23 protein-coding genes are annotated in these 26,018 nt (G+C 69.8%); 9 read left to right on the forward strand and 14 right to left on the reverse strand.

From position 1 onward, the window contains the following. Positions 1 to 149: 149 nt before the first annotated feature. Positions 150 to 350: a Flp family type IVb pilin gene (locus tag BV907_RS11025; RefSeq protein WP_077489787.1), complete on the reverse strand. Its 201-nt coding sequence runs from the start codon at positions 348 to 350 to the stop codon at positions 150 to 152. A 518-nt stretch (positions 351 to 868) separates the two neighbouring features. Here BV907_RS11025 and rplM point away from each other — a divergent pair. Together rplM and rpsI are read left to right on the forward strand one after the other, a co-directional pair. Then, the gene (gene rplM / locus BV907_RS11030; protein ID WP_077489788.1) at positions 869 to 1,312 is read left to right on the forward strand and encodes a 50S ribosomal protein L13; all 444 of its coding nucleotides are present in this window, start codon (positions 869 to 871) and stop codon (positions 1,310 to 1,312) included. 38 nt (positions 1,313 to 1,350) lie between these two features. Beyond that, a complete protein-coding gene (gene rpsI / locus BV907_RS11035) occupies positions 1,351 to 1,857 on the forward strand; it encodes a 30S ribosomal protein S9 (RefSeq protein WP_077489789.1) in 507 nt (168 codons plus the stop codon). Between the two features lie 79 nt (positions 1,858 to 1,936). On the opposite strand, the gene BV907_RS11040 is transcribed toward rpsI, so the two are convergent. Both BV907_RS11040 and BV907_RS11045 read right to left on the reverse strand, forming a co-directional pair. Further along, positions 1,937 to 3,712 (reverse strand): ArnT family glycosyltransferase, encoded by a 1,776-nt coding sequence (locus BV907_RS11040; RefSeq protein WP_175637441.1) that lies wholly within the window; start codon positions 3,710 to 3,712, stop codon positions 1,937 to 1,939. A 116-nt stretch (positions 3,713 to 3,828) separates the two neighbouring features. After that, positions 3,829 to 5,070: a bifunctional glycosyltransferase family 2/GtrA family protein gene (locus BV907_RS11045; protein WP_077489791.1), complete on the reverse strand. Its 1,242-nt coding sequence runs from the start codon at positions 5,068 to 5,070 to the stop codon at positions 3,829 to 3,831. Positions 5,071 to 5,626: 556 nt separating this feature from the next. Between BV907_RS11045 and BV907_RS11050 the strand changes: the two genes are divergently transcribed. The 3 genes from BV907_RS11050 to BV907_RS11060 all read left to right on the forward strand — a co-directional run bounded on the left by BV907_RS11050 (position 5,627) and on the right by BV907_RS11060 (position 9,011). After that, complete coding sequence (locus BV907_RS11050) at positions 5,627 to 6,463, forward strand: hypothetical protein (RefSeq protein ID WP_077489792.1); 837 nt, start codon at positions 5,627 to 5,629, stop codon at positions 6,461 to 6,463. Between the two features lie 10 nt (positions 6,464 to 6,473). Next, positions 6,474 to 7,823, forward strand: a complete 1,350-nt coding sequence (glmM, locus tag BV907_RS11055; RefSeq protein ID WP_077489793.1) for a phosphoglucosamine mutase — start codon at positions 6,474 to 6,476, stop codon at positions 7,821 to 7,823. A gap of 108 nt (positions 7,824 to 7,931) precedes the next feature. Then, the gene (locus BV907_RS11060) at positions 7,932 to 9,011 is read left to right on the forward strand and encodes a methyltransferase (protein ID WP_077489794.1); all 1,080 of its coding nucleotides are present in this window, start codon (positions 7,932 to 7,934) and stop codon (positions 9,009 to 9,011) included. Here the strand turns inward: BV907_RS11060 and BV907_RS11065 are convergent. The 8 genes from BV907_RS11065 to BV907_RS11100 form a co-directional block, all read right to left on the reverse strand. Further along, complete coding sequence (locus BV907_RS11065) at positions 9,008 to 9,745, reverse strand: cation diffusion facilitator family transporter (protein WP_077489795.1); 738 nt, start codon at positions 9,743 to 9,745, stop codon at positions 9,008 to 9,010. The genes BV907_RS11060 and BV907_RS11065 overlap by 4 nt on opposite strands. Then, the gene (locus BV907_RS11070; protein WP_077489796.1) at positions 9,742 to 10,068 is read right to left on the reverse strand and encodes an ArsR/SmtB family transcription factor; all 327 of its coding nucleotides are present in this window, start codon (positions 10,066 to 10,068) and stop codon (positions 9,742 to 9,744) included. The genes BV907_RS11065 and BV907_RS11070 overlap by 4 nt, the downstream gene beginning before the upstream one ends. 64 nt (positions 10,069 to 10,132) lie before the next feature. After that, positions 10,133 to 11,377 carry a ZIP family metal transporter gene (locus tag BV907_RS11075; RefSeq protein ID WP_245827925.1) on the reverse strand — a complete coding sequence of 415 codons (1,245 nt, stop codon included), beginning with the start codon at positions 11,375 to 11,377 and terminating at the stop codon, positions 10,133 to 10,135. Beyond that, a complete protein-coding gene (locus BV907_RS11080) occupies positions 11,374 to 12,516 on the reverse strand; it encodes a multicopper oxidase domain-containing protein (RefSeq protein WP_245827926.1) in 1,143 nt (380 codons plus the stop codon). Before BV907_RS11080 ends, BV907_RS11075 begins: the two co-directional genes overlap by 4 nt. A 155-nt stretch (positions 12,517 to 12,671) precedes the next feature. Continuing rightward, positions 12,672 to 13,286, reverse strand: a complete 615-nt coding sequence (locus BV907_RS18370) for a hypothetical protein (RefSeq protein ID WP_139346726.1) — start codon at positions 13,284 to 13,286, stop codon at positions 12,672 to 12,674. A gap of 187 nt (positions 13,287 to 13,473) precedes the next feature. Beyond that, positions 13,474 to 13,863 carry a large conductance mechanosensitive channel protein MscL gene (gene mscL, locus BV907_RS11090; protein WP_077489798.1) on the reverse strand — a complete coding sequence of 130 codons (390 nt, stop codon included), beginning with the start codon at positions 13,861 to 13,863 and terminating at the stop codon, positions 13,474 to 13,476. A gap of 480 nt (positions 13,864 to 14,343) precedes the next feature. Continuing rightward, positions 14,344 to 16,671 (reverse strand): coiled-coil domain-containing protein, encoded by a 2,328-nt coding sequence (locus tag BV907_RS11095; RefSeq protein ID WP_077489799.1) that lies wholly within the window; start codon positions 16,669 to 16,671, stop codon positions 14,344 to 14,346. 204 nt (positions 16,672 to 16,875) lie between these two features. After that, on the reverse strand, positions 16,876 to 18,204 hold the full coding sequence (locus tag BV907_RS11100; RefSeq protein ID WP_245827927.1) for a TrkH family potassium uptake protein: 1,329 nt from the start codon (positions 18,202 to 18,204) through the stop codon (positions 16,876 to 16,878). 210 nt (positions 18,205 to 18,414) lie between these two features. On the opposite strand from BV907_RS11100, the gene BV907_RS11105 reads away from it, so the two are divergent. The 3 genes from BV907_RS11105 to BV907_RS11115 all read left to right on the forward strand — a co-directional run bounded on the left by BV907_RS11105 (position 18,415) and on the right by BV907_RS11115 (position 21,942). After that, on the forward strand, positions 18,415 to 20,343 hold the full coding sequence (locus tag BV907_RS11105; protein WP_425441630.1) for an APC family permease: 1,929 nt from the start codon (positions 18,415 to 18,417) through the stop codon (positions 20,341 to 20,343). 124 nt (positions 20,344 to 20,467) lie between these two features. Further along, positions 20,468 to 20,953 (forward strand): substrate-binding periplasmic protein, encoded by a 486-nt coding sequence (locus BV907_RS11110; RefSeq protein ID WP_077489801.1) that lies wholly within the window; start codon positions 20,468 to 20,470, stop codon positions 20,951 to 20,953. After that, entirely contained in the window at positions 20,950 to 21,942 is a 993-nt protein-coding gene (locus tag BV907_RS11115) for a cation efflux transmembrane domain-containing protein (RefSeq protein ID WP_077489802.1), read from the forward strand. The genes BV907_RS11110 and BV907_RS11115 overlap by 4 nt, the downstream gene beginning before the upstream one ends. Before the next feature lie 16 nt (positions 21,943 to 21,958). On the opposite strand, the gene BV907_RS18860 is transcribed toward BV907_RS11115, so the two are convergent. The 3 genes from BV907_RS18860 to coaA form a co-directional block, all read right to left on the reverse strand. Continuing rightward, the gene (locus tag BV907_RS18860; RefSeq protein WP_175637442.1) at positions 21,959 to 22,129 is read right to left on the reverse strand and encodes a hypothetical protein; all 171 of its coding nucleotides are present in this window, start codon (positions 22,127 to 22,129) and stop codon (positions 21,959 to 21,961) included. Positions 22,130 to 22,213: 84 nt separating this feature from the next. Continuing rightward, positions 22,214 to 23,008, reverse strand: a complete 795-nt coding sequence (locus tag BV907_RS11120; RefSeq protein WP_077489803.1) for a M15 family metallopeptidase — start codon at positions 23,006 to 23,008, stop codon at positions 22,214 to 22,216. Positions 23,009 to 23,011: 3 nt separating this feature from the next. Continuing rightward, positions 23,012 to 23,980, reverse strand: coding sequence for a type I pantothenate kinase (coaA, locus tag BV907_RS11125; protein ID WP_077489804.1), 969 nt, complete (start codon positions 23,978 to 23,980; stop codon positions 23,012 to 23,014). Between the two features lie 70 nt (positions 23,981 to 24,050). Between coaA and glmS the strand changes: the two genes are divergently transcribed. After that, positions 24,051 to 25,922: a glutamine--fructose-6-phosphate transaminase (isomerizing) gene (gene glmS, locus BV907_RS11130; RefSeq protein WP_077489805.1), complete on the forward strand. Its 1,872-nt coding sequence runs from the start codon at positions 24,051 to 24,053 to the stop codon at positions 25,920 to 25,922. The last annotated feature ends 96 nt before the right edge of the window (positions 25,923 to 26,018 follow it).

Genomic DNA, 26,018 nt, shown 5'->3' on the forward strand with positions numbered 1-26,018 from the left:
CGAACTCGACGGCCACAGCGCCGCGCTCCCGGCGCCTATGGGAGTTGCTTTTCATGGTTCCCCGAATCGCTGTGATGATCAGTAAGCGCGTGGTGGGCGATGTCAGGATTTGCTCTTGGACATCGCCCACCACGCGGCGTGGTTGATTCTTAGACGGCGCCGACCTTAGTCGCGATGTCGGTGAAGAGCGTCGCGATCGTCGTGCCAAGCGGCCCCACAGCGAGCATGACGACCACGGCGATGAGGGCGACCATGACGCCGTACTCAACCATCGTTGCTCCCTTCTCCTTCTCGCCCTTGCCCGTGATGTCGTTCCAGAACATCTGAAGGGAGACCAGAAACCTGTCCATGACTTTGTCCTTTGCATTTGCCGTGCAGCGAAATTCGGTTCCATCAGCGGCGTCTCCCAGTAGGTCCGCCAGGTTCCGATCCCCTAAGCTTTGCGGCCGGCGAGGGTGAAAACTATCCGTAGCGGTACTCGAATAATAGACAAAACGCCTGTTTTTGATACGCGGTGCGTGGGGAACCTACTCAGTTCCACGCGGCTCGGTTACTTGGACGCATGCCGGGTGTACTCAGAACTCGGCCCGGATCCCTTGCAATCACTAGGGAGACGGCTCATGCTCGGCGGCCCGGCTCGCTTTGACCCGCTGAGAGGCGGCGGGGTACCCTTGATAGTCGTTGTGCGTGTCCTAGCTCGATGGTGCGCGCCGCGGGAGTGTCCAGTTGCAGGACACCGGCTCCCGGGGTGCATTCGAGACACACGGGATGACTGGTCTGGGAGCCCTCACCTCTGGTCCGGTAGCGCACCGAAGAACGGGGTGTATCTCACCGGCGCCCCACCAGACCAAGAACGAAGGCAATAACTGTGCGTACGTACACTCCGAAGCCCGGCGACGCCGACCGTCAGTGGCACGTCATTGACGCGACCGACGTCGTGCTGGGTCGCCTTGCCAGCCAGACCGCAACACTGCTGCGCGGGAAGCACAAGCCGACCTTTGCGTCCCACATGGACATGGGCGATTTCGTCATTATCATCAACGCTGACAAGGTCGCCCTCACCGGCGCCAAGCTCCAGCAGAAGCGCGCCTACCGCCACTCGGGCTTCCCGGGCGGTTTGACTAGCGTCACATACGCCGAGCTCCTCGAGAAGAACCCGGTGCGCGCCGTGGAGAAGGCCGTCAAGGGCATGCTCCCAAAGAACAAGCTGGCCGCCCAGCAGCTGTCCAAGCTCAAGGTCTACGCGGGCCCGAACCACCCGCACGCTGCGCAGCAGCCCAAGACCTTCGAGATCACCCAGGTCGCTCAGTAGTCCTGGCCACTACCTAGAAATTCACCAAGGAGATCACTGTGGCTCAGAACGACGAGCTTGCCCAGGCCCCCGAGGCCGAGGAGAACCTGACCAGCTACACGAGCGAGAGCGCCCCGGCCGCCGAGGCTGCCGTCAAGCGCGAGCGCCCGGCCCTCACGGTGTCCGGCGCTGCCGTCGGCCGCCGCAAGGAGGCCGTGGCCCGCGTCCGCGTCGTCCCCGGCTCCGGCCAGTGGACCATCAACGGCCGCACGCTCGAGAATTACTTCCCGAACAAGCTGCACCAGCAGGAGGTGAACGACCCGTTCAAGCTCCTCGACCTCGAGGGCGCCTACGACGTGATCGTCCGCATCCACGGCGGTGGCCCCTCCGGCCAGGCCGGCGCCGTGCGCCTCGGTGTCTCGCGCGCTCTCAACGAGATCGATGCCGAGAACAACCGCCCGGCCCTCAAGAAGGCCGGCTTCCTGACCCGCGACGCCCGCGTGGTCGAGCGCAAGAAGGCCGGTCTCAAGAAGGCCCGCCGCGCTCCGCAGTACTCGAAGCGCTAGATCGGCTTCGGCCTCGCCCCGGCGAGTCTCCTCGGTAGGCCCGTCCCGCATGTGCGGGGCGGGCCTACCGCGTGTCTGGCTATTGATGCAGTGCGAAAATTCGGACGCCATCGATGTTCTGGGGAATGAAGGCGCTCCTCACCCAGTCAATAATTCTCTTCATCTCGGGGCGTTCGGCTAGTACGGGATCGAGTTCGGGATAGTCCACGAAATAGCAAATTGCCCCCATTGCGGCCATGGACTTGAATTTCTCAAGATTTGGAAAAGGGTCCGCGGCAGAAAATCCCCCGAGCGGGAGGATAGGCCTTTCGGCGGCCAACTGCCAATTCGCCGCGGTCTGTGCAGGCAGGGTCGCTGCGGCCCACATACATTCTTCTGGCGCGCCTCTCAGTAGGTCAGCTGGCCTGGGCGCCACGGGAGCACCCACGGCGATGTTCCTGAGCCACTCGGGGTCCCCGGCCCGCACCATGGCCAGTAAATGGCTGATCGTGCTGGGGTTGCGGGTTAGGGTTCCCGAGAGAGGATTGGATCCTTGCTGGGAAGTGGAGAGGGTCGCAGTGTTTGTCGCGACGGGACCCACAGCCAGCCCTGCGACTGCGAGGATGCATGCCACGCTGTTGAGCCACTCCCGTGGAGGGGGAATCGCGGTGAGTCCAGCGGCCAGGAGAGACACGCATAGGGAAGCCACGGCGAGGGCTGGGGCCAGCGGGTTTTGGGTGGAATTGAGGGTCAGGGAGCCTATGCCAGCACTCGCGGCGATGCCAAGGGCAACAGTCGCTCGAAGAGGGACAGACCTCGGGCGCCTCGTCATGGCCTCGACAGCCATGCCAACGCACAGGGCGATCGGCGCGGCAAGACTCATGGTGTAGTACGTGTGGATGTCGTTCCCCATGAACGACAGCACGAGGTATACAGTGACGAGCCAGATCAAGGAGATGAGTGCCAAGAGCCGACCCCTCGACGCCCTGAGCGAGATAACGGAAGTGACTCCGGACACCAGGCCTAGAACCAGAAGCCAGGAGGCCTCTTGGTTGTAGTTGCCATTCAGCAATCGGAACAGCCCCGCGTCGCTGCCTTGACCGACGAACTGCTGGGGGATGAGCCGGTTCACGAGGGACTCCTGTCCCGTGATTCGGCTGATCCCGTTGTAGCCGAGCGTGAGCTCCACGATGCTGTTGGTCGTCGATCCACCGACGTAGGGTCGCTGGTCCTTGGGGGTCAGTTCCACGACCGCGATCCAGCTCCCGGCGACCGCAGCGAGGCCTCCGAGAGCGGCACCAGCCCCGGCCACGATTTTCGCCCAAGCAGCCCGCCACGTCCACAAGACCCCAGCCGCGAGTGCTGGCACGACCAGCATCGCCTGGAGCTGCTTCGTGAGGAAGGCGAGTCCCAGGAGCGCCCCTGCCGCGGCGAGCCAGCGGACACGGCCGTTCTCGATACCCCGCAGGGCCACGGCAACCGCCGCGACCGTAAGGAAGATCAGCAGGGGATCAGGGTTGTTGTACCTGGACATTAGAACAACGATGGGGGTCGTCGCGTACGCCAGTCCAGCGAGGAACGCCGGTACTACGCGAGTGCGCTTCCTGACGATCCTGTAGATCAGAAGCGTCGTCGCGATGCCGAGGAGCGCCTGTGGAAGGAGAAGCCCCCAGCTGTTGAAGCCAAAGATCCGCACTGAAAGCCCCATGAGCCAGAGGCTCAGCGGTGGCTTGTCCACGGAGATCGCATTGCCCCACTCGCTGGACCCAAAGAGGAAGGCTTCGGCATTGTGCAGGCCGGATTGGACGGCGGCCGTGTAGTACGCGTTGGCCCATCCGTTCGACTGGAGATTCCACAGGTTCAAGAAAGCGCTCACCGACGCGAGGCCGGCAATTGCGAGCCATTCGAGCTGGGGGCGGGGCCCCTCTGCTGGCTGCGGCGCGCTGGGATCGTCTGTCCGGGCGCGGATAGCCTCGTTTTGGCTGCGCATGGCTATGCCACGTCAGCCGCGGGAAGGGGCTCTGTGATCAGGCTCGAGCTCTTGGCTCTCACGGCACCCTGACGGAAGACCCAGGCCTTGAGCAGTGCGAACCTCAGTACGGTTGCCAGCACATTCGCAGCTGTGAGCGTCACGAGCTCGGCGGTGGCACCGGAATCTGGAAGCGTCATGTGCAGGACGGTGAGGGACGACGATGTCAGGGCCCACGCGAGCCCGAACACGATGAGCCCTTGGAACTGCTGGGTCGCGTAGTGCTCGGGGCCTCGGATGCCGAAGGTGAAGCGGCGGTTCGCAGCCGTGTTGAGCACAGCGGTGATCAGCAGCGCAGAGAAGTTTGCCGACTGTGCGCCCAGGAACGGCTGCAAGGCCAGGAACAGGAGCGCGAACGCCACGGTAGAGAAGACGCCCACCGTGCCGAAGCGGAGCACTTGGCCGAAGAAGGAAGGCGGCGAGGCGGGCACGAGCGGCCGCCGTCCAAGTTCGGCATAGATCGCCGCCAGGGGGATGCGCCCGTGCAGGAGGGACAGCGCCACCCGAACGATGCCTCGCATGTCGTCCTTGGCGGTCTGGACGATGTCCACCGAGCTAGTCGGATCATCTGTCCAGTCGACCGGGATCTCGTGGATGCGCAGCCCCGCACGTTCGGCGAGGACGAGCAGCTCGGTGTCGAAGAACCAGGCGTTGTCCTCGACGTGCGGGATCAGGGCTCGGGCGACGTCCGCCCGCACGGCCTTGAAGCCGCACTGCGCGTCCGAGAAGCGGACCTTGAGCGCCCCGTGCAGCATGGCGTTGTACGTCCGGGAAATGAACTCCCGCTTGGGCCCGCGAATGACTCTCGAATCACGGCGGAGCCGAGTGCCGATGGAAATGTCCGAATGGCCCGAGAGCAGGGGCGCGATCAGCGGCGGGAGGGCCGCGAGGTCAGTGGAGAGGTCCACATCGACATAGGCCACGACCTTAGCCGGGGACGCGGACCATGCGTCCCGCAGGGCATAGCCCCGGCCCTTCCGTTCCATCCGTCGGTAGACGACACCTGGCAGCTGGAGCGCCAGGGATTCACCGATGGCACGCGTGCCGTCGGTAGACGCGTTGTCCGCAATCGTCACGCGCCAAGGCACGTGAAAGGACTCTTCAAGGTAGTTAACGAGCGTGGTCACGCTTGCCGCGAGTGCCGTCTCTTCGTTATAGACGGGTACGACAATGTCGATCGCCAGGCCCCCATCGCCGGTGGTCATGCAGACAAGTTAGGTGCCGCTTGTGACTGCCTACTAGCGGTTCTGACGAAGTCGAGTACAGAGGTCATGGAATCGAGTAGCGAACGCCAGTACTCGAATTCCCACGCCCAGTGGTGCGATGCCCCAGCGGTCAGATCCAGCGTCCCAGCCTCACACGCGGAATCGCTCCATCGAAGGGGAGGGCCCGATCCGAGCGCCCGGGGGCCTCAGAGTGCGTACACCCGAGGCCCCCATAGGTACTCAAAATGCGGTACTCGACTTCCCCAACCAGTGGTGCATCGCGCCCGCGCGACGACTAACTTCACTACATCAGCCTCCCCACCGGGACCCAATGAAGGGACTCAGACCATGCGCAGCAGCCATTCACGCGCCACCGCCACCCAATTCGAGGCGGCCGCCGGCGGAAGGGCTGCAACGGATGAAACCGGCAGAGGCACGTCGTCAGCGACAGCGACGTCCCACTCCACCACGTAGAAACCCCAGGGACATGTCCCGCTTCCGATTGGGGGACCCCATGGTCCATTCACTCATCCCGAGCAGGCGTCTAGGCCGCCCGGTGAACCTGTCGCGGACGGGCTCGCACGAGTCCGGCAATGCGGTCAAGCCGTGCCGGCTCGACCGGATCGGCGAGGAGCTTGCGGCCCTCGGCCCGTACGTCGAAGAACTGCGGGGCCGGATCGGGGCCCTGCGCGCCACCGGCAACGACGCCGAGGCTCGGGCCCTGCACGCGAGGGCGGTCTGCGAGGCAGGCCGGACGCTCGTCATTCTCGATCTTGCCCGCACCGACGTGCGGCGGCGGGCAAGGGCGGAGGAGCATTGGGGGGACGTCATGGGCAGCGTGGTCTACGCGTTCATGACGTCCAGCTCTCCGTCCACGGTCGGCGAAGCCAGGCGTGAGGTGCGGCGGCTGCTGGGCGCACCTCACCCTGGTGAGCCGTACGACCCCGAGCTGTCCGTGTGGCGGGAATTCCTGCGCTCGTGCCTCGAGGGCCATCATGAGGGCCCCGTGCCGACCCCGGAGCCGGCCCCGCACATGCCAGGCACGACGGGCCGATCGTGGCCCGGGAGCCAGGTGATCGAGCTCGTCTCGGCCATGCACCGCCTCGGCCTCCTCGGCATGGCGGGCGCCTTCGCCGCCGCCCGCGTCTGGACCCCCGTCACGATCACGGACGGGATCTCGTGGGAGGCCGCCTGGTACCGCAACGCGGAGGTCCTCGAGCAGGCCGTCCCGGAGCCGCGGCTCTCGGCCGAGGAGCTCGCGGGCGCCGTCCGGGCCGTGCTCGACGACTGGACGTTCCCGCTTCTCGGGATCGACCTTCCCGGTGCATCCCCCGCCGCGCCCGCGCGTGCCACAAAGGACGGCGTGTGGTTCCGACGTCGCCGCACTACGTAGACTTGGCCGGGTGACTAGGCTCTTCGGCACAGATGGCGTGCGCGGGCTGGCCAACGGCCTGCTCGACGCGCAGCTCGCACTCAAGCTCTCCCAGGCGGCCGCCGTCGTCCTCGGACACCGGCAGGTGACGGCCGGCAGCCGGCCCCGCGCCGTCGTCGCCCGCGACCCCCGCGCCTCCGGCGAGTTCCTCAGCGCCGCCGTCGAGGCCGGCCTCGCGAGCGCCGGCGTGGACGTCTTCGACGCCGGGGTCCTCCCGACGCCGGCCGCGGCCTACCTCGTCGCGGACCTGGGCGCCGACTTCGGCGTCATGATCTCCGCGAGCCACAACCCCGCACCCGACAACGGGATCAAGTTCTTCGCGCGCGGCGGGCACAAGCTCCCCGACGAGACCGAGGACGAGATCGAGGCGCTGCTCACCGCTGAGCCGCTGCGCCCGACAGGCGGCGCCGTCGGCCGCATCCAGCGCTTCTCCGACGCCGAGGACCGCTACGTCGTGCACCTCCTCACGACCCTCCCGCACCGCCTGGACGGCCTCACCGTGGTCCTGGACTGCGCGCACGGCGCCGCGGCCGGCTGCTCGCCGCAGGTGTTCAAGGACGCCGGCGCGAAGGTCATCGTCATCGGCGCCGAGCCGGACGGGCTCAACATCAACGACGGCGTCGGGTCCACGCACCTCGAGCAGCTCCAGGCCGCCGTGGTCTCCCACGGCGCCGACCTGGGCATCGCGCACGACGGCGACGCCGACCGCTGCCTTGCGGTCGACCATGAGGGCGCGGTCGTGGATGGCGACCAGATCATGGCGATCCTGGGCCTGGCCCTCAAGCAGGCCGGGAAGCTCAAGGACGACGTGCTCGTCGCGACCGTCATGAGCAACCTCGGCCTCAAGATCGCCCTGCGCGAGGCTGGCGTCTCGATCCGCGAGACGGCCGTCGGCGACCGCTACGTGCTCGAGGAGATGCGCGCCCGCGGGTACTCGCTCGGCGGCGAGCAGTCAGGCCACGTGATCTTCTCCGACTACGCCACGACCGGCGACGGCGTCCTGACGGGCCTCCAGCTCGCGGCGCAGGTGGCCAGGACAGGCAGCACGCTCAAGGAGCTCGCCGCCGTCATGACCCGCCTCCCGCAGGTGCTGATCAACGTCAAGGGCGTGGACAAGGCGCGGGTCGCGGCGGACGACGGCGTGGCCGCGGCCGTCGCTGCCGCCGAGGCCGAGCTCGGGGAGACCGGGCGGGTGCTCCTGCGCCCCTCGGGAACCGAGCCGGTGGTCCGGGTCATGGTCGAGGCGGCCGACGAGGAGACCGCCCAGGCGATCGCCCAGCGCCTCGCGGGAGTCGTGCAGAGCCAGCTCGCGCTGGCCTAGCTTCACAACGCCGCATCGCAACACGCCGCTATTCCTCTCGGATGGCGGCGTGTTGCGATGCGGGGTTGAGAGGGGTGGTGCTGGGCACCGGCCGCTAAGGTGGGCTCCATGCGCACCCCGCCGCCCGCCGTCGTCCGCACGATCCAGCGGCTCGGGGCCGCCCTCCAGCGCGCGGCGGGCGCGCTCCAGCCGCCCCAGGCGCGCTTCCTCGAGGTGAGCGGCGGCGTCGCCGCGGTGCTGCTCCTGCGGGCGGCGCTCGAGACGCGGCTCGTGGAGCCGCTCGCGGGGAGAAGGGCGACGGCGGGGGAGGTCGCCGGGGAGCTCGGGCTGCATGCCGACACCGTCCATCGCGTGCTGCGCGGTCTGGCCGTGTACGGCGTCACCCGCCTGGGCCGGGACGGGCGCTTCGCGCTGACCCGCGTCGGCGAGCTGCTGCTCGAGGGGCACCCGCACTCCATGGCCGGGTGGATCCGCTACGTGACCTCGGACGCGAACCTGGCCGGCTGGCGGCGGCTGCCGGAGAGCCTGCGGGACGGTCGGCCGGCCTTCAACGCCGCGACAGGGCGGAGCATCTGGGAGCACCTCGCGGAGCACCCCGAGGAGGAGGCGGGCTTCGCGCGGACCATGCGCGAGCTCACGCTGCTGTCCGCGCCGTTCATCGTGGCCGCTTACCCCTGGCCCGCTGCGGGGACGGTGTGCGACGTCGGCGGCGGGACCGGTGCGATGCTCGCCGAGGTGCTGCGGGCGCGTCCCGCGCTCGACGGCGTGCTGGTCGACCAGGCGGGCCCGCTCGCCTCGGCGGGGGAGTACCTCGCGTCGCGTGGCGTCGCGGGGCGGGCCCGGACCGTCGAGGGCGACCTGTTCGCCGGGTTCGACGCCGAAGCGGACCTGTACCTGCTCAAGGACGTCCTGCACGACTGGGACGACGACCAGTGCCGGGCGATCCTGGCCTCGGTGCGGGCCGCGGCGCCCGCGGGGGCGCGGGTGCTCGTCCTCGAGTGGCTGCAGGAGCCGAACGTGGCCTCGTTCCCAGTCTCGGTCTCGGACCTCATGATGCTCGCGCAGACCGAGGGGCGCCAGCGGTCGCCCGCCGAGCTGCAGGCGCTGGGGGCCGCGGCCGGGTTCGCGCCGGGGCGGGTCATCGACACGGGCGTGTACGGGATCGTGGAGCTCGTGGCCGCCGGCTAATGGGGCCTGCGGGTGAGCGGCAGGCCCTGTAGCAGGGGCCGTGGCGGCGCCTGGCACTCATCGCAGCAGCCGTCGTCGGCGTCGTTGTCTGTGCTCTCGGAATCGCCCACCGTGTGCGGGACCGTGCAGCAGACGTCGCCCCGCCAGGCGTTGACGCCCTCGCGCACGGCGACGAGCGCGATGACGAGGGCGGCGCCGGCGTCGGCCCACCACCAGCCGAGGGCGCTGTTGAGCACGAGGCCGGCCAGGAGGACGGCGGAGAGGTACGTGCACAGGAGCGTCTGCTTCGAGTCCGCGACCGCCGTCTTCGAGCCGAGTTCGCGCCCCGCCCGGCGCTGGGCCCAGGACAGCGCCGGCATGACCGCGAGGCTCAGGGCCGCGATCACGATGCCCGGGGTCGAATGCTGCGCCTCGCCGGCCCCGGCGAGCGATCGGACGGCGTCGACGGCGACGAATGCAGCGAGGGCGAAGAAGGAGAGCGCGATGAGCCGCAGTGTCAGGTGCTCGCGCCGCTCGGGATCCTGGGAGGCGAACTGCCAGGACAGCGCGAGGGCGGAGGCGACCTCGATGACCGAGTCGAGGCCGAAGCCGAGGAGCGCCGACGAGTCGGCGACGCCGCCTGCCCACAGCGCCGCGACTGCCTCGACGACGTTGTAGGTGATCGTGGCCGCGGCGAACAGCCGGATGCGGCGGTTCAGGACCGCCCGCCGGGCCGGGGCGAGGGCGGCGCTCATGCGACGCACGTCCCGTCCGGGGCGCAGCTGGCGGGGTCCACGGCCAGGACGACGCCGATCAGGTCCCTCAGGGCATGGCCGAGCCTGGCGTCGGCAAGCTCGTACCGCGTGCGCCTGCCGTCTGGGACCGCCACCACGAGGCCGCAGCCGCGCAGGCAGGTCAGGTGGTTGGACATGCTCTGCCGCGAGACCTCGAGGGACTCGGCCAGGTCCGAGGGGTAGCCGGGCGCCTCGGCCAGGGCAAGGAGCACGCGGGCGCGCGTGGGATCGGAGATCGCGTGGCCGAAGCGGGCCAGGACAGGCGCATGGGTGAGAGCCTCCATTCCGCCCACGCTACAGAGGCTGCTGAATACACGCAAATGTGTACTCTCGCCCCGCTCGCCCCGTTCAGGCCTGAACCAGCAGCCCGGTCGCGAACATCACCGCCATCCCGACGATGATCCCGGCGACGGTGGCCGGGCTGAGGGTGCGCCCCGCGCCGTCCCTGAGCATCGGCAGCAGCTTGACGGCCACCTGCGCCACGGCGCCGGCGCCGAGGCCGAGCAGGAACGCGGAGAGCGACGGCTGGTACACGCTGGCCCCGAGGACGGCCCCGAGGATGGCCGGGGCGCCCGCGATGAGACCCAGCGCGACGAGCCGGGCGAGCCCGGGCGGCTCCTTCGCCAGCGGCGTGACGATCGCGAGCCCCTCGGTGGTGTTGTGGATGGCGAAGCCCACGATGAGCGCTGCGCCGAGCGCGAGCGAGCCCACGGCATAGGCAGAGCCGATCGCGAGGCCCTCGCCGAGGTTGTGCAGACCGATGCCGACGGCGACGAGCAGCGCGAGGGTGCGCGGCGCCGTCGTCCGAGGGGCGGCTCCGGGGCCGCCCCGGCGTCGCGCACGCATCCACGCGTCCACTCCCTCGAGCAGCAGCGCGGCGATCAGCGCCCCGAGCAGGACCGCGAGCGGGCCGCCGAAGGCGCTGTTCCCCGCCACGAGCGCGAAGCCCTCCGCGACGGCGTCGAGCGCCAGGAACGCCAGCAGACCGACGGTGACGCCCAGGAGGAGCCGCACCCACGGCCCCGTGGACCGGCGCACGAAGGGCATCCAGAGCATGCCCAGGGCAACGGGAATGACGCCGACGTAGACGCCGAGGAGGGCCATGAGGGTGAAGAAGGATCCGTCGCGCTCGGGCGTGGCGGCGGCGGCGTCCACCTCGGCGATCACCTTGCCGCCGATCGACGTCACGAGGGCGATCTCGTAGGGGTCGCCGTCCACCCAGTGGTAGTCGACCGAGACCGTGCTGGACTCGAGCGGGGCTATCGTGTCCCTCGTCTGGGTGAACGTCGCGAAGTAGTCGGAGACGTTGACCTGGGCGATCGAGACCGGGTCCGGGCCCGTGTTGCGCACTGTGACCTCGATGACGCCGGGGGAGAGGCGCACGTCCTCGACGACGACTTCCTCCCGGGGAGGGACCCGCTCGCCGAGGGAGCCCAGGGCGGGCCCGTTGAGGAGGGCCAAGAAGCCCAGGACCAGCGCGATGAGGGCGAGCGGGCCGAGCCCCAGCAGCCAGCGCGGCAGCGGTCGCCGGGCTCGTGGCTCGTCGGGGCGCCCTGAGCCGGCCCTGTTCCTGTGCCTTGCCTCGGTGCTCATGCCGGACTCACCTCGAAGAAGCCCATCCAGCCGAGCTCGGCGAACTCGGTCTTGTGGGCGTGGAACATGTACTTGCCCGGGTAGGGGAAGCGGAGCTCGAGCATGCCGCGCTGGCCCTGCACCTGGGAGACGGTGTCGGTGAACTCGCTCGGCGTGAGCATCGTCCCGGTCGGGTAGTAGTGGAAGAAGTTGCCGTGGATGTGGAACGAGTTGACCGGGTCGTACTCGAGGATGTTGATCAGGTGGATCCGGACGAGCGCGTTCTGCCTCACCTGGACGGGGAAGTCCATGAAGTGGAAGGGCAGGCCGTTGACCGTGTAGAACTCGTTGTCGTCACCGCCGTCGGTGTTGTAGCCGTTCATCACCATGACCATCTCGTCGTCCGCCGGCGGGCGCCCTTCGCGAGGCTCGATGATGAAACCGCCGTAGAGGCCCTTGGCGATGTGCGGGGCAAGGGGTGCCTGGTGGCAGTGGTAGAGGTGGGTGCCGAAGGGGACGGCGTCGAATTCGTACGTGAACCCCCTGCCGGGGTCGATCGACCCGGCACCGATGCCCGGGGTGCCGTCCATCTCCGCACGGTGGATGCCGTGGAAGTGGATGGTATGGGGGTGCGATCCGGCATTGGTGAAGTGGATGCGCAGCAGGTCGCCCTCGCGTGCCCAGAGCGTCGGCCCGGGAATCCGCCCGTTGTAGGTCCAGCCGGCGAACGTGACGCCCGGGGCGATCTCGAACTCCCTGTCGAGCGCGACGAGGTCCCATTCGCGCAGGGTCCGCCCGTCGGGCAGGGAGCTCGTCCTGCCCCGGTCGAAGTCGCGCAGGATCGCCGTCGGATCGATGCCCGCCCGCTCTGGCGGCACCGAGCCGCCCTGGAACCCCGCATGGCCGGCGTGGGCGATGCCGGTCCCGTTCGCCGCGCTGGCGGGGGGCGCAGGTGCCGGCGAGGGGCCCGGGCCGCCGTGCCCCGTGTGGGTATCGCCCTCCGCTGGGACCTGCTTGGCGGTCACGAGGGGCACTCCGGCCAGCGCCGCTGCTCCCGAGAGCATCATGGACCGTCGGCTCGGCAGGGACGGGGCAGGGCGGAGACCTGCGGGCGCACGGTGAGGGCCGTCGTCGTGCGTCCTGGTGTGCGCGGCTGACATCCCGGAGCCTCCTTGCCCCCGTTTCGGTATCCCGAAACCTCTTCTTTAGGCAAGTCTAAGGCGCTCTGGAGGCGCGCGACAGGGTGCGCCTCCTCGGTGTCGTGGCGGCTGGGAGAGGCTGGTGCGCCCGTAGGCGCCGAGCGGGGCCCGGTCCGTCAGGATTCCCCGAGGGCCTCCTCTGCGAGGCGGCGTTCCAAGGCGTTGCTCGACCAGCGGCGATACAGGCCCACGCCCGAGACGCCCGTCAGGAGCAGGCCCGCGGCGGCGAAGACCATCGATGCCGGACTGATCTCGAGGGGCTCCCTGTCGCCCTGGCTGGTGGCAAGGTGGCCGTCGTCCGGCGCGGCTGAGATCCCGGTGCGCGATGCGGACGGGGTGGTCGAGGGGGAGCGGCCGGCCGACTCAGTAGCCGGAGCGGGAGACGGCGAGGCCTCGGCGGCCCCGGCGCCGGCGGCCGCGGGGTTCCCGCCGGCGGCCCCGCGAGCGGTCTGCGTCGGCGCCCCCACCACCGGGGCCGGGGGTTTCGGGCCTGGGTTCACGGCGGCGGGGCTCGACGGCGCGGGCGCGGCCGGCGAGGGAGCGGGGGTGGTGGACGAGGGAGCCACGGTGGTCGGCGACGACGCTGGCTGGGACGTTGTCGTCTGGGGCGAGGGCGCCGGCGTCGTTGTTGCCGACGGTGATGTCGCCTCCAGTGAGAGGGACGACTCGAGGGTGGGCAGGGGGGCGGAGAGGAGCGGCTCCTGGGCCTCGACGCACACAGTCACTGGCATGAGCCTGGGCTCGCACTGGGCGACCTCCGCCGGGACGGCGGCGGGGAGGCTCCCACCTGCGACTGACGCAGCCAGAGCCACTCCGGTAGTCAATGGCGCAATCACGGGGCACCATCCTACACAACGCTCCATAACGTCTGTTCTGGAGGAGAATGGCGGCCCGTCGTGAGGGCCGAGAGGCGGCCCTCTAGTCCCGGGCCGCCTTGAGGGTGTCGCGGATCTCGGTCAGGAGCGCGATCTGGGGATCGACCTTCTCGCCCTGCTCCTCGTCCTTGATGGCGAGCTTGCGGTTGCGTCGCTCGATGAGGTGGTTCATCGGCATGACGATGACGAAGTAGATCGCCGACGCGACGAGCAGGAAGTTCACGAGTGCCGTCAGGAACACCCCGAACCTGATGTCCCCGAACGCGAGGAATTCATCGAAGTTCGGCTCGCCGACGAGGACGGAGATGAGGGGCATGAGGACGCTCTTGACGAGCGCGTCCACGACGGCACTGAACGCCGTGCCCATGATGACGGCCACGGCAAGATCGACGACGTTGCCCTTCATGATGAAGGCTTTGAATCCACTCAGCATGCTGCACACCCTACCGGCCGACGGCTTCACATCGATGACAGGAAACCCGGTCCTTCCCCGCGAGACGGGTCCGTTCCGCGCCGGTCTCGCCCGAAACCGGCCCTTCCCCGCGAGACAGGTCGGCTCCGCGCCGGTGTCGCAGCAAGGCACCGGCTTCAAGGCGAGACCGGTGCCAATCTTCGGGGCCCGGCATGCTCAGGGCCGGGTCAGGCCGCGGGCCGGGTCAGGCCGAGGGCAGGCCCGGCCTCTCTCCTTCTCCGACCGGTGGACCGGAGGCCGGGGCCCCAAGGGCAAGGTTCGGTCGCCCGAAACCGGTCTTTCCCTGCGAGACAGGTCGGCTCCGCGCCGGTCTCGCAGCAAGGCACCGGCTTCGTGGCGAGACCGGTGCCAATCTTCGGGGCCGGGTCAGGCCGCGGCCCCGGTCAGGCCGCGGGGCGGGGCGGAGTAGCCTACGCCCGCCACTGAGGGGGAACCCGTGGATCAGACAGCGCAGCCGCCGTTCGTGATGGTCGAGTCGAGGACGGCGATCTTCGTCTGAACCTCTCCGATCTGGTTCTGGAGGTTCGCCACCGTGGTCTTCTGGGCGGCAATCGCGTCCTTGTTCTGCCTCCTTTGGGACTCGAGGGTCCGGAGCGTGCTCTGCGCGTCGGTGACCTGCTTGTCGAGGGAGGTCAGCTGGGCCTGGAGGTCTTTGAGCTGGGCCTCCGTGGCGCTGATCTCGCCCTCGAGGCTCGTCAGCAGCGCCTGGAGCGGGGCCACACGGTCCTGCAGGGACAGGATCTCGGCTTCCTTCGCGTCGATCTGCGGGTTGAGGGCTTCGAGCACGGCGGTGAGCCCGTCGATGTCGGCGTTGAGCCCGTCGATCTCGCCCTGCTTGGCGGCCACGGCCTGCGTGGCGGCGTCCAGCGCGCTCTGGAGCCCGGGCAGCTCGGACTCGAGGGTCGCGAGCTGGGCGGTCGCGGCCGCGACGGCGGCGTTCGCGTCCGCGAGCAGCTGATCGGCCGCCGCCTTCTTCGCCCTGAGGTCATCGAGGACACCCTGCTGCAGCGCGACCTCCTGCTCTGCCGCGGCGAGGTTCTCCGTCAGGCCGGGGAGCGCCGCCTCGAGGCCGCGCACCACCTCCTCCTGCTGGAGGACGGCGTCCGCCGCGGCTGCCGCCGTGGCCTGGAGCCCGGGAAGCTCCGCATTCAGGGTGGCCAGCACGCCCTCCTGGGCCTCCACCGCGCCCGTGGTCGCTTGGAGGCTGGCCTCCGCTGCCGCGAGCTGCGCCTGGAGCGCCGCGATCTCGGCTTCCTTCGTCGCTACGGCCGTGTTTGCGGCCGTGAGGCTCGCCTGCAGGGGCGCTGCCTGCTGCTGCAGGGCGCTGCTCTCCTGCTGCTTGGCCAGCAGCGCGGCGTTGAGGGCCTGGACCTCGTTCTGGAGGACGGCCAGGTCACCGCTGAGGCCGTTGATGAGTGTGGTCTTGTCCGTGATCTGCGTCGTGACCCCGGCCAGCTCGGCCCGATAGGAGGCGATCAGGGCCAGGCGGGCGTCCCTCTCGCCGTTCTTGTTGTTGTCCTTGACCGCAGTGAGGCGGGCGATCTCGGACTCCAGCCACGTCCTGCGTTCCTGGAGGGCTGCGAGGTCAGTCTGGGCCTGCTGCAGCTGGGCCTCGACGGTCTCGATCTCGGCCTGCTTCGCGGCGAGCTGCAGTTCGAGGGCGGACTGTTCTTGAGCCAGCTCGTCGAGGGCGTCCTGGTTGGCGGCCAGGGCGTCGGCGGCCTGCTGCGCCTGCAGCTGCAGGGCGGCCAGCTCGGTCTGGGCACGAGCGAGTTCGGCGGTCTTCGCCTCCACTGTGGCGACTGCGCTCTGCTGCTCCTTCTGGAGCGTGGCGAGCTCGGCCTCCGCGGCGGCGATCTCGGCCGTCGTGCCAGCGACGGCGAGGGCGGCGGCGTCGGAGGCGGCGGTGAGGGTGCCAAGCGTGTCCTGGGCCTGCTGGACGGCCGCGAGCTGGGCGTCCAGGGCGTCCTGGGCCATCCCCTCGATGCCCTCGAGCCGGAGGAGCTCTGCCGCTGCGGCCTCGACGGCCGCGCCGGCGCTCGCGGCGTCGGCGGCGGCCTGCTCTGCGGCCTGGACGAGGGTCTCGAGCTGGGCGCGGGCGTCGGCGATCTGCGTGGTCTTGACCCCGACGGCACCCGCGGCAGCGTCGGCATCGGCCTTCAGACCCTCGAGTTCGGCCGTGGCCGTCCCGAGCTGAGCCTGCCGCTCGGCGAGCCGGGCTTCGACGTCGGCCTCCTCGGCCTGCAGCCGGGCGTTCTCGGCCTGGGCTGCCGCCAACTGCTCCTCGAGCGGGGTGAGGCGGTCCCTTGTGTCCTGCCACGAGGCCTGCAGGGACGCCAGCCGCGTCTGAGTCTCGGAGATCGACTGCTCGGTTGCGGCCCGGGAGGCCTCGAGCCCGGCGAGCTCCGTCTGGTTGCTGCCGATCTGGACGTCGGTCTGCGCATTCTGCGCGTCGAGATCGGCGATCTCCTGCTCGGTGGCGGCAATCGTGGCGTTGAGCGCGTCGGCCTGCGCTGTCAGGGCTGCGCGCTCAGCCTCGAGCTGGGCGATCAGCGCGGCGTTCTTGCGAGCAGCGGCCTTGAGCAGGTCCTCCTGGACGGAGCCGCGGTAGGACAGCTGGTTGACGATTCCGCTGCAGATGCCCTCCTGCGAGCCCGCCGGAGCGGCCACTGCCGCGGGGGCAGAGAAGGCCAGCATGCCGCTCAGGATCCCGGGGACGACGACGGCGCCCGCGAGTCGGCGCGCGATGCGGGGTGTGGACTGGTTCATTCTGGGCCCCTTGGGTGCGGTTCTGCGGCGGTGCAGAGGCGGTGATGACGATGCTCTCCACGCTAGGGGGCGGGGCGGGGACGGGTCAGTCGGTCTGCGCACCTGACTTCTGGGATTCGCTACCTGTCTTTGCAGGCGGGGTTACTTGGACGCCCGTTGTGAGTACTCGCGCGTCGGCGCGAGGTTTCTCGACCCTGCGAGCCATCACCCGATGACCGGACGCTCCTCCGGCAGCCGGTAGAGCCGCTGCCGCGTGGAGATGGCGAGGGCCGAGGCCACCGTGATGGTCCCCACACGCCCGATGAACATGAGCGCCATGAGGACCAGCTGGGCGCCGTGCGGGAGGTGGAAGGTGATGCCGGTGCTCATCCCCACCGTGGCGAAGGCCGAGATGGACTCGAAGAGCACCGACTCCAGGTCGTGCTCCGTGAGCACGAGGAGCAGGAACGTCCCCGCAATCACGGCGGCCACGGCCAGGAGGGCGACCGAGAGGGCCTGCCGCTGGACCGGGGGGCTGATGCTCCGGTGGGCGATCGTCACCTGATCGTGTCCCCGCACCTCGTTGACGATCGCGAAGCCCAGCACGAGGAAGGTCGTGATCTTGATGCCCCCGGCCGTGCCCGCGCTGCCCCCTCCGATGAACATCAGGACGTCCGTGATCACGAGGGTCTCTGGGGCGGCGGCCCCGTAGTCGATGCTGTTGAAGCCCGCCGTGCGGGGGAAGACCCCGCCTGCCAGGGCCCCAAGGATCCTGCCCTCGGGGGAGAGGGGCCCGAGGGTTTCGGGCCGGTTCCACTCCAGGACGGCGAACAGCGCCGTCCCGACCGCCAGCAGCCCGACGGTTCCGTAGACCGTGAGCCGGGTGTGGACGCTCCACAGCCGCGGATGCAGGCCATGCTGGCGCAGCTCCGCGAAGACCGGGAAGCCGAGGCCGCCCGCGACAATGGCGGCGCAGATGGGGAGGATGATCCACGGGTCCGCGGCGAATCCGATGAGGCTGTCGCTGTAGAGGGCAAAGCCCGCATTGTTGAAGGCGGAGATGGCATGGAACAGTCCGTGCCACAGGGCCGTGCCGACGTCGTGGTGGTACTGCCAGAAGCGGACGGCGAGGACCGCCGCGATCGCAGCCTCGGCGATGGCCATGATCCTCGCCACGCGCACCAGAATCCCGCCGACGTCGCCGAGGTTCAGGGCCTGGGTCTCCGACTGGGCGAGGAGCTGGCTCCGCAGCCCGAGGCTCTTGCGCACGAGCAGGGTCAGGAGGGTCGCGAGGGACATGATCCCGAAGCCGCCGAGCTGGATCAGGCAGAGGATCACGATGTGCCCGAAGGGTGTCCAGTACGTGGGCGTGTCCACCGTGATCAGCCCGGTCACACAGGTGGCGGAGACTGCGGTGAACAGGGCGGGCATCACGGCCTCGCCGGTCGGATCCACGCGTGCCAGGGGCAGCATGAGCAGGAGGGCCCCGATGGCGATCACTCCGAGGAAGCCCAAGGGGATGAGCCGCACCGGGTGCCGGAACCACTCGCCCACGCCGCCCCCTCCTCCTCCCGTTGCCGCGAAACAGCTGCCGCCATGACTGGCACTTCGAACGTACTGGCGCGCGGAGGGTTCTGGACCGGGGGAGGGCGTTAGGAGTCCGTTAAGGTTTCCTGCCGGGGCCGAGGGAGGCCATAGCTTGGCAGGGTGAGCGCACCAGCAAACTACTCGATGCCAGAGAGCGTCCCCGGTCCCGCGAGGCTGATGCCTCCCGGGACGCGCTTTACCTCATGGCTGCTCGAGAAGCGCGTCCAGCAGCCGCAGGGACCCGAGGCCTCCGAGGACCACCTCGAGACCCACTCGTGGTGGAAGGTCATGTGCCTCACCGGCGTCGACTACTTCTCGACCCTCTCCTACCTCCCGGGCATCGCCGCGCTCGCAGCCGGTGCCCTGTCGCCGCTGGCCACGCTGCTCATCGTCGCGCTCACCCTGCTCGGGATGCTGCCGATGTACCGCCGGGTCGCCAAGGAGAGCCCGCACGGCCAGGGCTCGGTGCATATGCTCGAGACGCTGCTGCCCTTCTGGCGCGGCAAGGTCTTCGTGCTCGTGCTCCTGGGCTTCGTGGCCACCTCCTGGATCGTCACGATCACCCTCTCAGCGGCCGACGCCACCGTGCACATCCTCGAGAACCCGTTCCTGCGGCCGGCCCTCGACGGGCAGGCGGTGCCGATCACCGTCGTCCTCCTGCTGATCCTCGGCGGCGTCTTCCTGCTCGGCTTCACCGAGGCCGTCGTCGTGGCCATCCCGCTCGTCGCCGTGTTCCTGGGCCTCAACGCCGCCATCATCGGCGCGGGCGTGGTGGAGATCGCCTCGCATCCGACGGCGCTCGCCGACTGGGGCTCGGCCCTCACCGAGGCGGGCGGCGGCCCGGGCGGCCTGCTCGGGCCGGCGCTCCTGGCCTTCCCGCTGCTCGTCCTGGGCCTCTCCGGGTTCGAGACCGGCGTCAGCATGATGCCCCTCGTGGCCGCCCGCGGGAAGACCGCCGAGGAGCAGCTCGCCGACCGGGTGCGGAACACGCGCAAGCTCCTCACCGCGGCCGCGCTCATCATGAGCATGTACCTCATCGGCAGCAGCGTCGTCACGACGGTCCTCATCCCTGCCGACGCGTTCGAGGAGGGCGGTGAGGCCAGCGGACGTGCCCTGGCGTACCTTGCCCACGAGCGGTTCGGCGACGCCTTCGGCTCGGTCTACGACGTCAGCAGCATCCTCATCCTCTGGTTCGCAGGGGCCTCCGCCATGGCCGGGCTGATCAACATCGTCCCGAGGTACCTTCCCTCCTACGGCATGGCCCCGGAGTGGGGCCGCGCCGTCCGGCCCGTGGTGCTCGTGTACACGGGCATCAGCATCGCCATCACGATCGGCTTCAACGCCGACGTCAACGCCCAGGCCGGCGCCTACGCCACCGGGATCCTCGCCATGATGGTCTCCGGGGCCGTCGCCGTCACCATCTCGGCGTACCGCAGACGACGGCGCGCGGCGGGGGCTGCCTTCGCAGTCCTCACGCTGGTCTTCCTCTACGCGCTCGTGGCCAACATCGTCGAGAAGCCCGACGGGATCGCGATCTCGGCGGGGTTCGTCGCCGGCATCGTTGTCGTCTCCCTCGTCTCGCGGGTCAGCCGGACCACCGAGCTCCGGGCGGACAGGATCGAGTTCGACGAGGCTGCGCGCCGGTTCGTTCTCGACTCCCTGGAGTTCGACGGACGCCTCAACCTCATCGCCCACCGGCCCGAGGCCGGGGACCCCTCGTCCGAGTACACGGTCAAGGAGATTGAGCAGCGGATCATGAACCCCGTCCCGGGCACCGCGGACGTCATCTTCCTCGAGATCGAGATCGCCGACCCGTCCGCCTTCAGCGACGTCCTCCTCGTGCGCGGGCTCGAGGTGGGCGGCCACCGGGTCCTCAGGGCCGCGAGCCCGGCGGCCCCCAACGCCATCGCCGCGATCCTGCTGGCGCTCCGGGACGGCACCGGCGTCAGGCCGCACGCCTACTTCGAGTGGTCCGAGGGGCACCCGCTCGCGCACCTCATGCGCTACCTCCTCCTGGGCCGAGGCGACACCCCGCCCGTGGTCCGGGAGATCATCCGCGAGCACGAGCCCGATCCGGCGCGCCGACCAGGAATCCATGTCGGCTGAACCGGCGGCGTCGGCCGGCCTGCCCGCCGTCGTGCGCCGCGCAGGAGCCGCAGAAGCCGCGGAGAAGTCGCGGAGAAGCCGCGGAGAGCTGGACCGGCAGCACGCCTGCTGATAGAGCTGGGGCATGCTCAAGTCGATCGGCAGGGCGTGGGCGGCGGTGCCGGTGTGCATCGTGCTGCTCGGGACGGGCTGCGGGATCTCCGTCCCCGCCGATCCCGACGGAACCCTCGACAGGGTCAGGGGCGGGGTCCTGCGGGTCGGCGTGACCGAGAACCCGGGCTTCGTGGAGCTGCCGGGCGACGGCGATCCGCAGGGCACCGAGCCCGAGCTCGTCCGGGAGTTCGCCGCCGTCGTCGGGGCCGAGGTGACGTGGGTCGAGGGCAGCGAGCGCGAGCTCGTGGAGGGGCTGAAGGACGGCGAGCTCGACGCGGCGGTGGGCGGCTTCAGGGACGACTCGCCCTGGCAGCAGAAGGCCGGCATGACGCGGCCCTACGGGGAGACGGTGGACGAGCACGGCGCGACGGCGAAGCACGTCCTGTTCGTCCCCGAGGGCGAGAACGCCTTCCTCCTCGAGCTGGACAGGTTCCTGCAGGATCGGAAGCAGGGATGAGCAGGCCGCCGGCGAGGGCCCGCTTCGGCACCACCGAACTCCCCAAGGAGCAGCATGAGGCGCTCCTGAGGGCCAAGCGCCTCGAGTGGACGTCGATCGGGAGCCTCTCGGTCACGGTCCTGCTGGTGTTCCTCGTGCTCGGCAATTCGCAGGCGATGAAGGTGGCCTGGATCGAGGACATGCTCTCGCTCCTGCCGCCGATCGCCTTCCTCATCGCCGGGCGGTTCATCAGGCGCCAGCCCGACCGGGAGCACCCGTACGGCTTCCACCGCTCCATCGGCGTTGCCCACCTGGTCGGGGCGGTCTCCCTCCTGACCATGGGCGGCATCCTCGTCGTCGACTCAGGGATCAACCTCCTGCAGGCGAAGCATCCCACCATCGGCGGCGTGCACGTCGTCGGCGAGACGATCTGGCTCGGCTGGCTCATGATTGCCGTGCTCGCCGTGACGTCCATCGCGCCGGCCATCCTGGGCCGCAAGAAGATGGAGGTCGCAGCGCAGCTCCACGACAAGGTCCTCTACGCCGACGCCGACATGAACAAGGCCGACTGGATGACGGCCAGCGCCGCGATCATCGGCATCCTCGGCATCAGCGTGGGGCTCTGGTGGGCCGACGCGGCCGCCGCGCTCCTGATCTCGGTGGGCATCCTGCACGACGGCGTGCGGAACCTCCGCGCCGCGGTCGCCGGTCTCACAGACACCCGGGCCAGGACGTACGACGACAGGGCCCCGCATCCCGTGGGGCAGCGCGTCGAGGAGTTCCTCACCGGCCTCGACTGGGTCGCGGCGGCGGAGATCCGGGTCCGCGACCTGGGCCACGTCTTCCATGTGGAGGCGTTCGTCGTGCCCCACGAGGGCGCGCTCCCCCCGCTCGGCGTGCTGCAGACGGCCCGCGAGGGCTGCCGCGCACTCGACTGGAAGATCCACGACATGGTCCTGATTCCCGTCGAGGAGCTCCCGGGCCAGAGCGGTCACGATGGGGAGGCGTAGGGGCGCCCCTCGAAGGCTACGCCGAGGCCATGCCCTTCTCGATGTCCCGTGCCAGGCGGATGATCTTCTCCAGGTCGCGGCGGGACTCGAGCCCGTTGACCCGCCCCCTGACGCCTTGCGCCAGCTGCTCGATCTCCCGGGCAGCATCGACCAGCTGCTGCAGTGCCGAACCGTCTTCCTGACCCATGTCGCCCTCTCATCGCCGTTGAATCGTGTCCCTCATGTGGCCGTGCGGCCGGGCGGCTCCCGTCAGTCTACGTCCCGCCGGGCCTCAGTACGTCGGCGCCGCCGGGAGACCCAGGTACTCCTCGAGCGTCGGGATGCCGCGTGCGTGCATGTCCGCCGCCGCCTCCGCCCCGATGTACCGCAGGTGCCACGGCTCGTAGTAGTAGCCGGTCGTCTCGTGGTGCCACCACGGGTACCGCACGATGAACCCGTGCTCGTGCCCGTGCGCCGCGACCCACACCGCCGCGGGGGTGTCCTTGAAGCACGGCATGAGCGAGCACGCGCCGCCCGGGTCCGCGATGTCGAACGCGAACCCCGTCTGGTGCTCCGAGTAGCCCGGCCGGGCCGACGCGACGTCGGCCGCCTCCTGACCCTGCCGCGCGACCCAGCCGTCGTACGTCGCGGCCTGCGTCGCGTAGGACCGGTAGCCGCTCAGCAGCACCATCGGCGCCCCGTCCCGCGCCGCGGCGGCGAACATCGCCTCGGCCGCGCGCGCCGTCGTCGGGCTCAGCTGCGCGCCCTCGCCGTCCACCGCGAGCGGGACGGCGGGGACGGTGAGCGGCGGCGCGTAGTCGATCGGGGTGAGCGGGGTGCGCTTGTTCACGACGACGAGCGGGCTCGCCGGGTCGGTCGCCGCCGCCGGTGCCCGCATCGCCGAAATGGGGGCCTGTGCCGCCGACGTGGGGGCCTGTGCCGCCGAGGTGGGGGCGGACGACGGCGAGCCGGTCGCCGCCGCCGCGGGCGTCGCCGTCGCCTGCGGTGACGCGGGGGAGCATGCGGAGAGCGCGAGCGGGAGGGCCACGGCGAGGAGTACTAGCGCACCCGTGCTACGACCGGCCACCGTTCACACTTTCCTCAGGAGCATGCGGCGGATCGAGTGGTCCGCGTCCTTCGTGAGCACGAGCTGGGCCCGGCCGCGGGTCGGGAGGACGTTCTGGACGAGGTTCGGCTCGTTGATCCGCTTCCAGATGCTGCGCGCGGTGGTGACGGCCTCCTCGTCGGAGAGCGAGGCGTAGCGGTGGAAGTAGCTCTCGGGTTGGGCGAACGCGCTTGTGCGCAGCTTGAGGAACCGCTCGACGTACCACTGCTCGATGTAGCTCGTCTTGGCGTCCACGTAGAGCGAGAAGTCGAAGAAGTCGCTCAGGGCCAGGCCCGTGGTCCCGTCGTGCCGGGCCCGGGCGGGGGCGAGGACGTTGAGGCCCTCGACGATGAGCACGTCCGGCCGCCGGACCACGACCTCCTTGCCGGGCACGATGTCGTAGGTCAGGTGCGAGTACCAGGGCGCCCGGACCTCCTCGGCGCCGGACTTGATCTCGGCGACGAACCGCAGGAGCGCGCGGCGGTCGTACGACTCGGGGAAGCCCTTGCGCTCGAGCAGGCCGCGGCGGGTCAGCTCGGCGAGCGGGTAGAGGAAGCCGTCGGTCGTGATGAGCTGCACGTCCGGCGTCGAGGGCCAGCGGCGCAGCATCTCGCGCAGCACGCGGGCGATCGTGGACTTGCCCACCGCCACCGAGCCGGCGACGCCGATCACGAACGGCGTGCGCTGGGTGCGTTCGCCGAGGAACGTGTTCGTCGCGGAGTGAAGCTGCTCGGAGGCCTCGACATACAGGTTCAGGAGGCGGGAGAGCGGGAGGTACACGTCCCGGATCTCGCGCAGGTCGAGCGGGTCGCCCAGGCCGCGGACCCGGTCGATGTCCTCCTGGTTGAGCGGCTGTTCCATGCGGTCCGCGAGGCGGGCCCACGTGGCACGGTCGAGCTCGACGAAGGGGGTTGCCCCATCGCCGTCGAACTCGCTCCTCTGCAGACTCACCATGGTGATTCTGCCAAGTGGCGTGCGCTACGCGAAATAAGGCGGGAACCTGCCCGCCGGTAGGATGGGCGGCATGTGTGGAATCGTCGGCTACGTGGGCCGCGCCGAGGCGCGCCCTAGCCACAGTGCCCTGGACGTTGTGATCGAAGGACTGCGCCGCCTCGAGTACCGCGGATATGACTCCGCGGGGGTGGCCGTGGTGGCCGAGGGCTCGATCGAGTCCCGGAAGAAGGCCGGCAAGCTCGCCAACCTCGAGAAGGAGCTCTCGGAGCACCCGCTCCCCGAGAGCCTGACCGGCATCGGCCACACCCGCTGGGCCACGCACGGCGGCCCGACGGACGCCAACGCGCACCCGCACTTGGCCGACGGCGGGAAGCTCGCGGTCATCCACAACGGCATCATCGAGAACTACGCCTCCCTCAAGGCCGAGCTCCAGGCCAAGGGCGTCGAGTTCCTCTCCGAGACGGACACCGAGGTCGCCGCGGCGCTCATCGGCGAGATGTACCGCGGCGCGGCCGACGGCGACATCACCAAGGCGATGCAGCTCGCCTGCCAGCGGCTCGAGGGAGCGTTCACGCTCCTCGCCATCCACGGGGAGCAGCCCGGCGTCGTGGTGGCCGCGCGGCGGAACTCGCCGCTCGTCGTCGGGCTCGGCGACGGCGAGAACTTCCTCGGCTCCGACGTCTCGGGCTTCATCGACCACACGCGCCGCGCCGTCGAGCTCGGCCAGGACCAGATCGTGACGATCACGCCGGAGACGTTCGAGGTCACCGACTTCTTCGGCAAGCCCGCCCAGGGCAAGGAGTTCGAGGTCTCGTGGGACGCGGCCTCGGCGGAGAAGGGCGGCTTCCCCTCCTTCATGGAGAAGGAAATCCACGACCAGCCGGCCGCCGTGCACGATACGCTCCTGGGCCGCTCCGACAAGTCCGGCCGGCTCGTCCTCGACGAGCTGCGGATCGACCCTGAGGAGCTCAAGCGGGTCGACAAGATCATCGTCCTCGCGTGCGGCACCGCCGCGTACGCGGGCCTCGTGGCGAAGTACGCGATCGAGAACTGGTGCCGGATCCCGACCGAGGTCGAGCTCGCGCATGAGTTCCGCTACCGCGACCCGATCGTGGACGCGAACACCCTCGTCGTCTCGATCAGCCAGTCCGGCGAGACCATGGACACGCTCATGGCCGTGCGCTACGCCCGCGAGCAGGGCGCCAAGACGATCTCGATCTGCAACACGAACGGGTCAACGATCCCGCGCGAGTCCGACGCCGTGCTGTACACGCACGCGGGCCCGGAGATCGCTGTCGCCTCGACCAAGGCGTTCCTGGCCCAGATCACCGCCGCGTACCTGCTGGGCCTCTACCTGGCACAGCTGCGCGGGAACATCTTCACGGGCCAGATCAAGGACGTCCTCGCGGACCTCGCCAAGATCCCGAAGAAGATCCAGAAGGTCCTCGACTCCGCCGGCCCGCTGCGCGAGCTCGCCCGGAGCATGAAGGACGAGAAGTCCGTCCTGTTCCTCGGCCGGCACGTGGGCTTCCCGGTCGCGCTCGAGGGCGCGCTCAAGCTCAAGGAGATCGCGTACATCCACGCCGAGGGTTTCGCCGCGGGCGAGCTCAAGCACGGCCCGATCGCGCTCATCGACGAGGGGCAGCCCGTGTTCGTCGTCGTGCCGTCGCCGCGCGGGCGCAACTCGCTGCACGCGAAGGTCGTCTCCAACATCCAGGAGGTGCGGGCCCGCGGGGCGCGCACGCTCGTGATCGCGGAGGAGGGCGACGAGGACGTGCGCGAGTACGCGGAGCACGTCTTCTACGTCCCCGAGACCCCGGTGCTGCTCATGCCGCTCCTGACGACGGTCCCGCTGCAGATCTTCGCGGCCGAGCTCGCCTCCGCGAAGGGCTACGACGTGGACCAGCCGCGCAACCTCGCGAAGTCCGTCACCGTCGAGTAGCCCCCTCCTCCGTTTCGGGTACGCATCTCGACGCGGAATCCCCATCTCGGGTGCACTGTGGTCTGGCCGCCGTGTACCCGAGATGCGTTTAAGGCG

It is taken from the genome of Sinomonas mesophila (assembly GCF_001999765.1).
GTDB lineage: Bacteria > Actinomycetota > Actinomycetes > Actinomycetales > Micrococcaceae > Sinomonas > Sinomonas mesophila.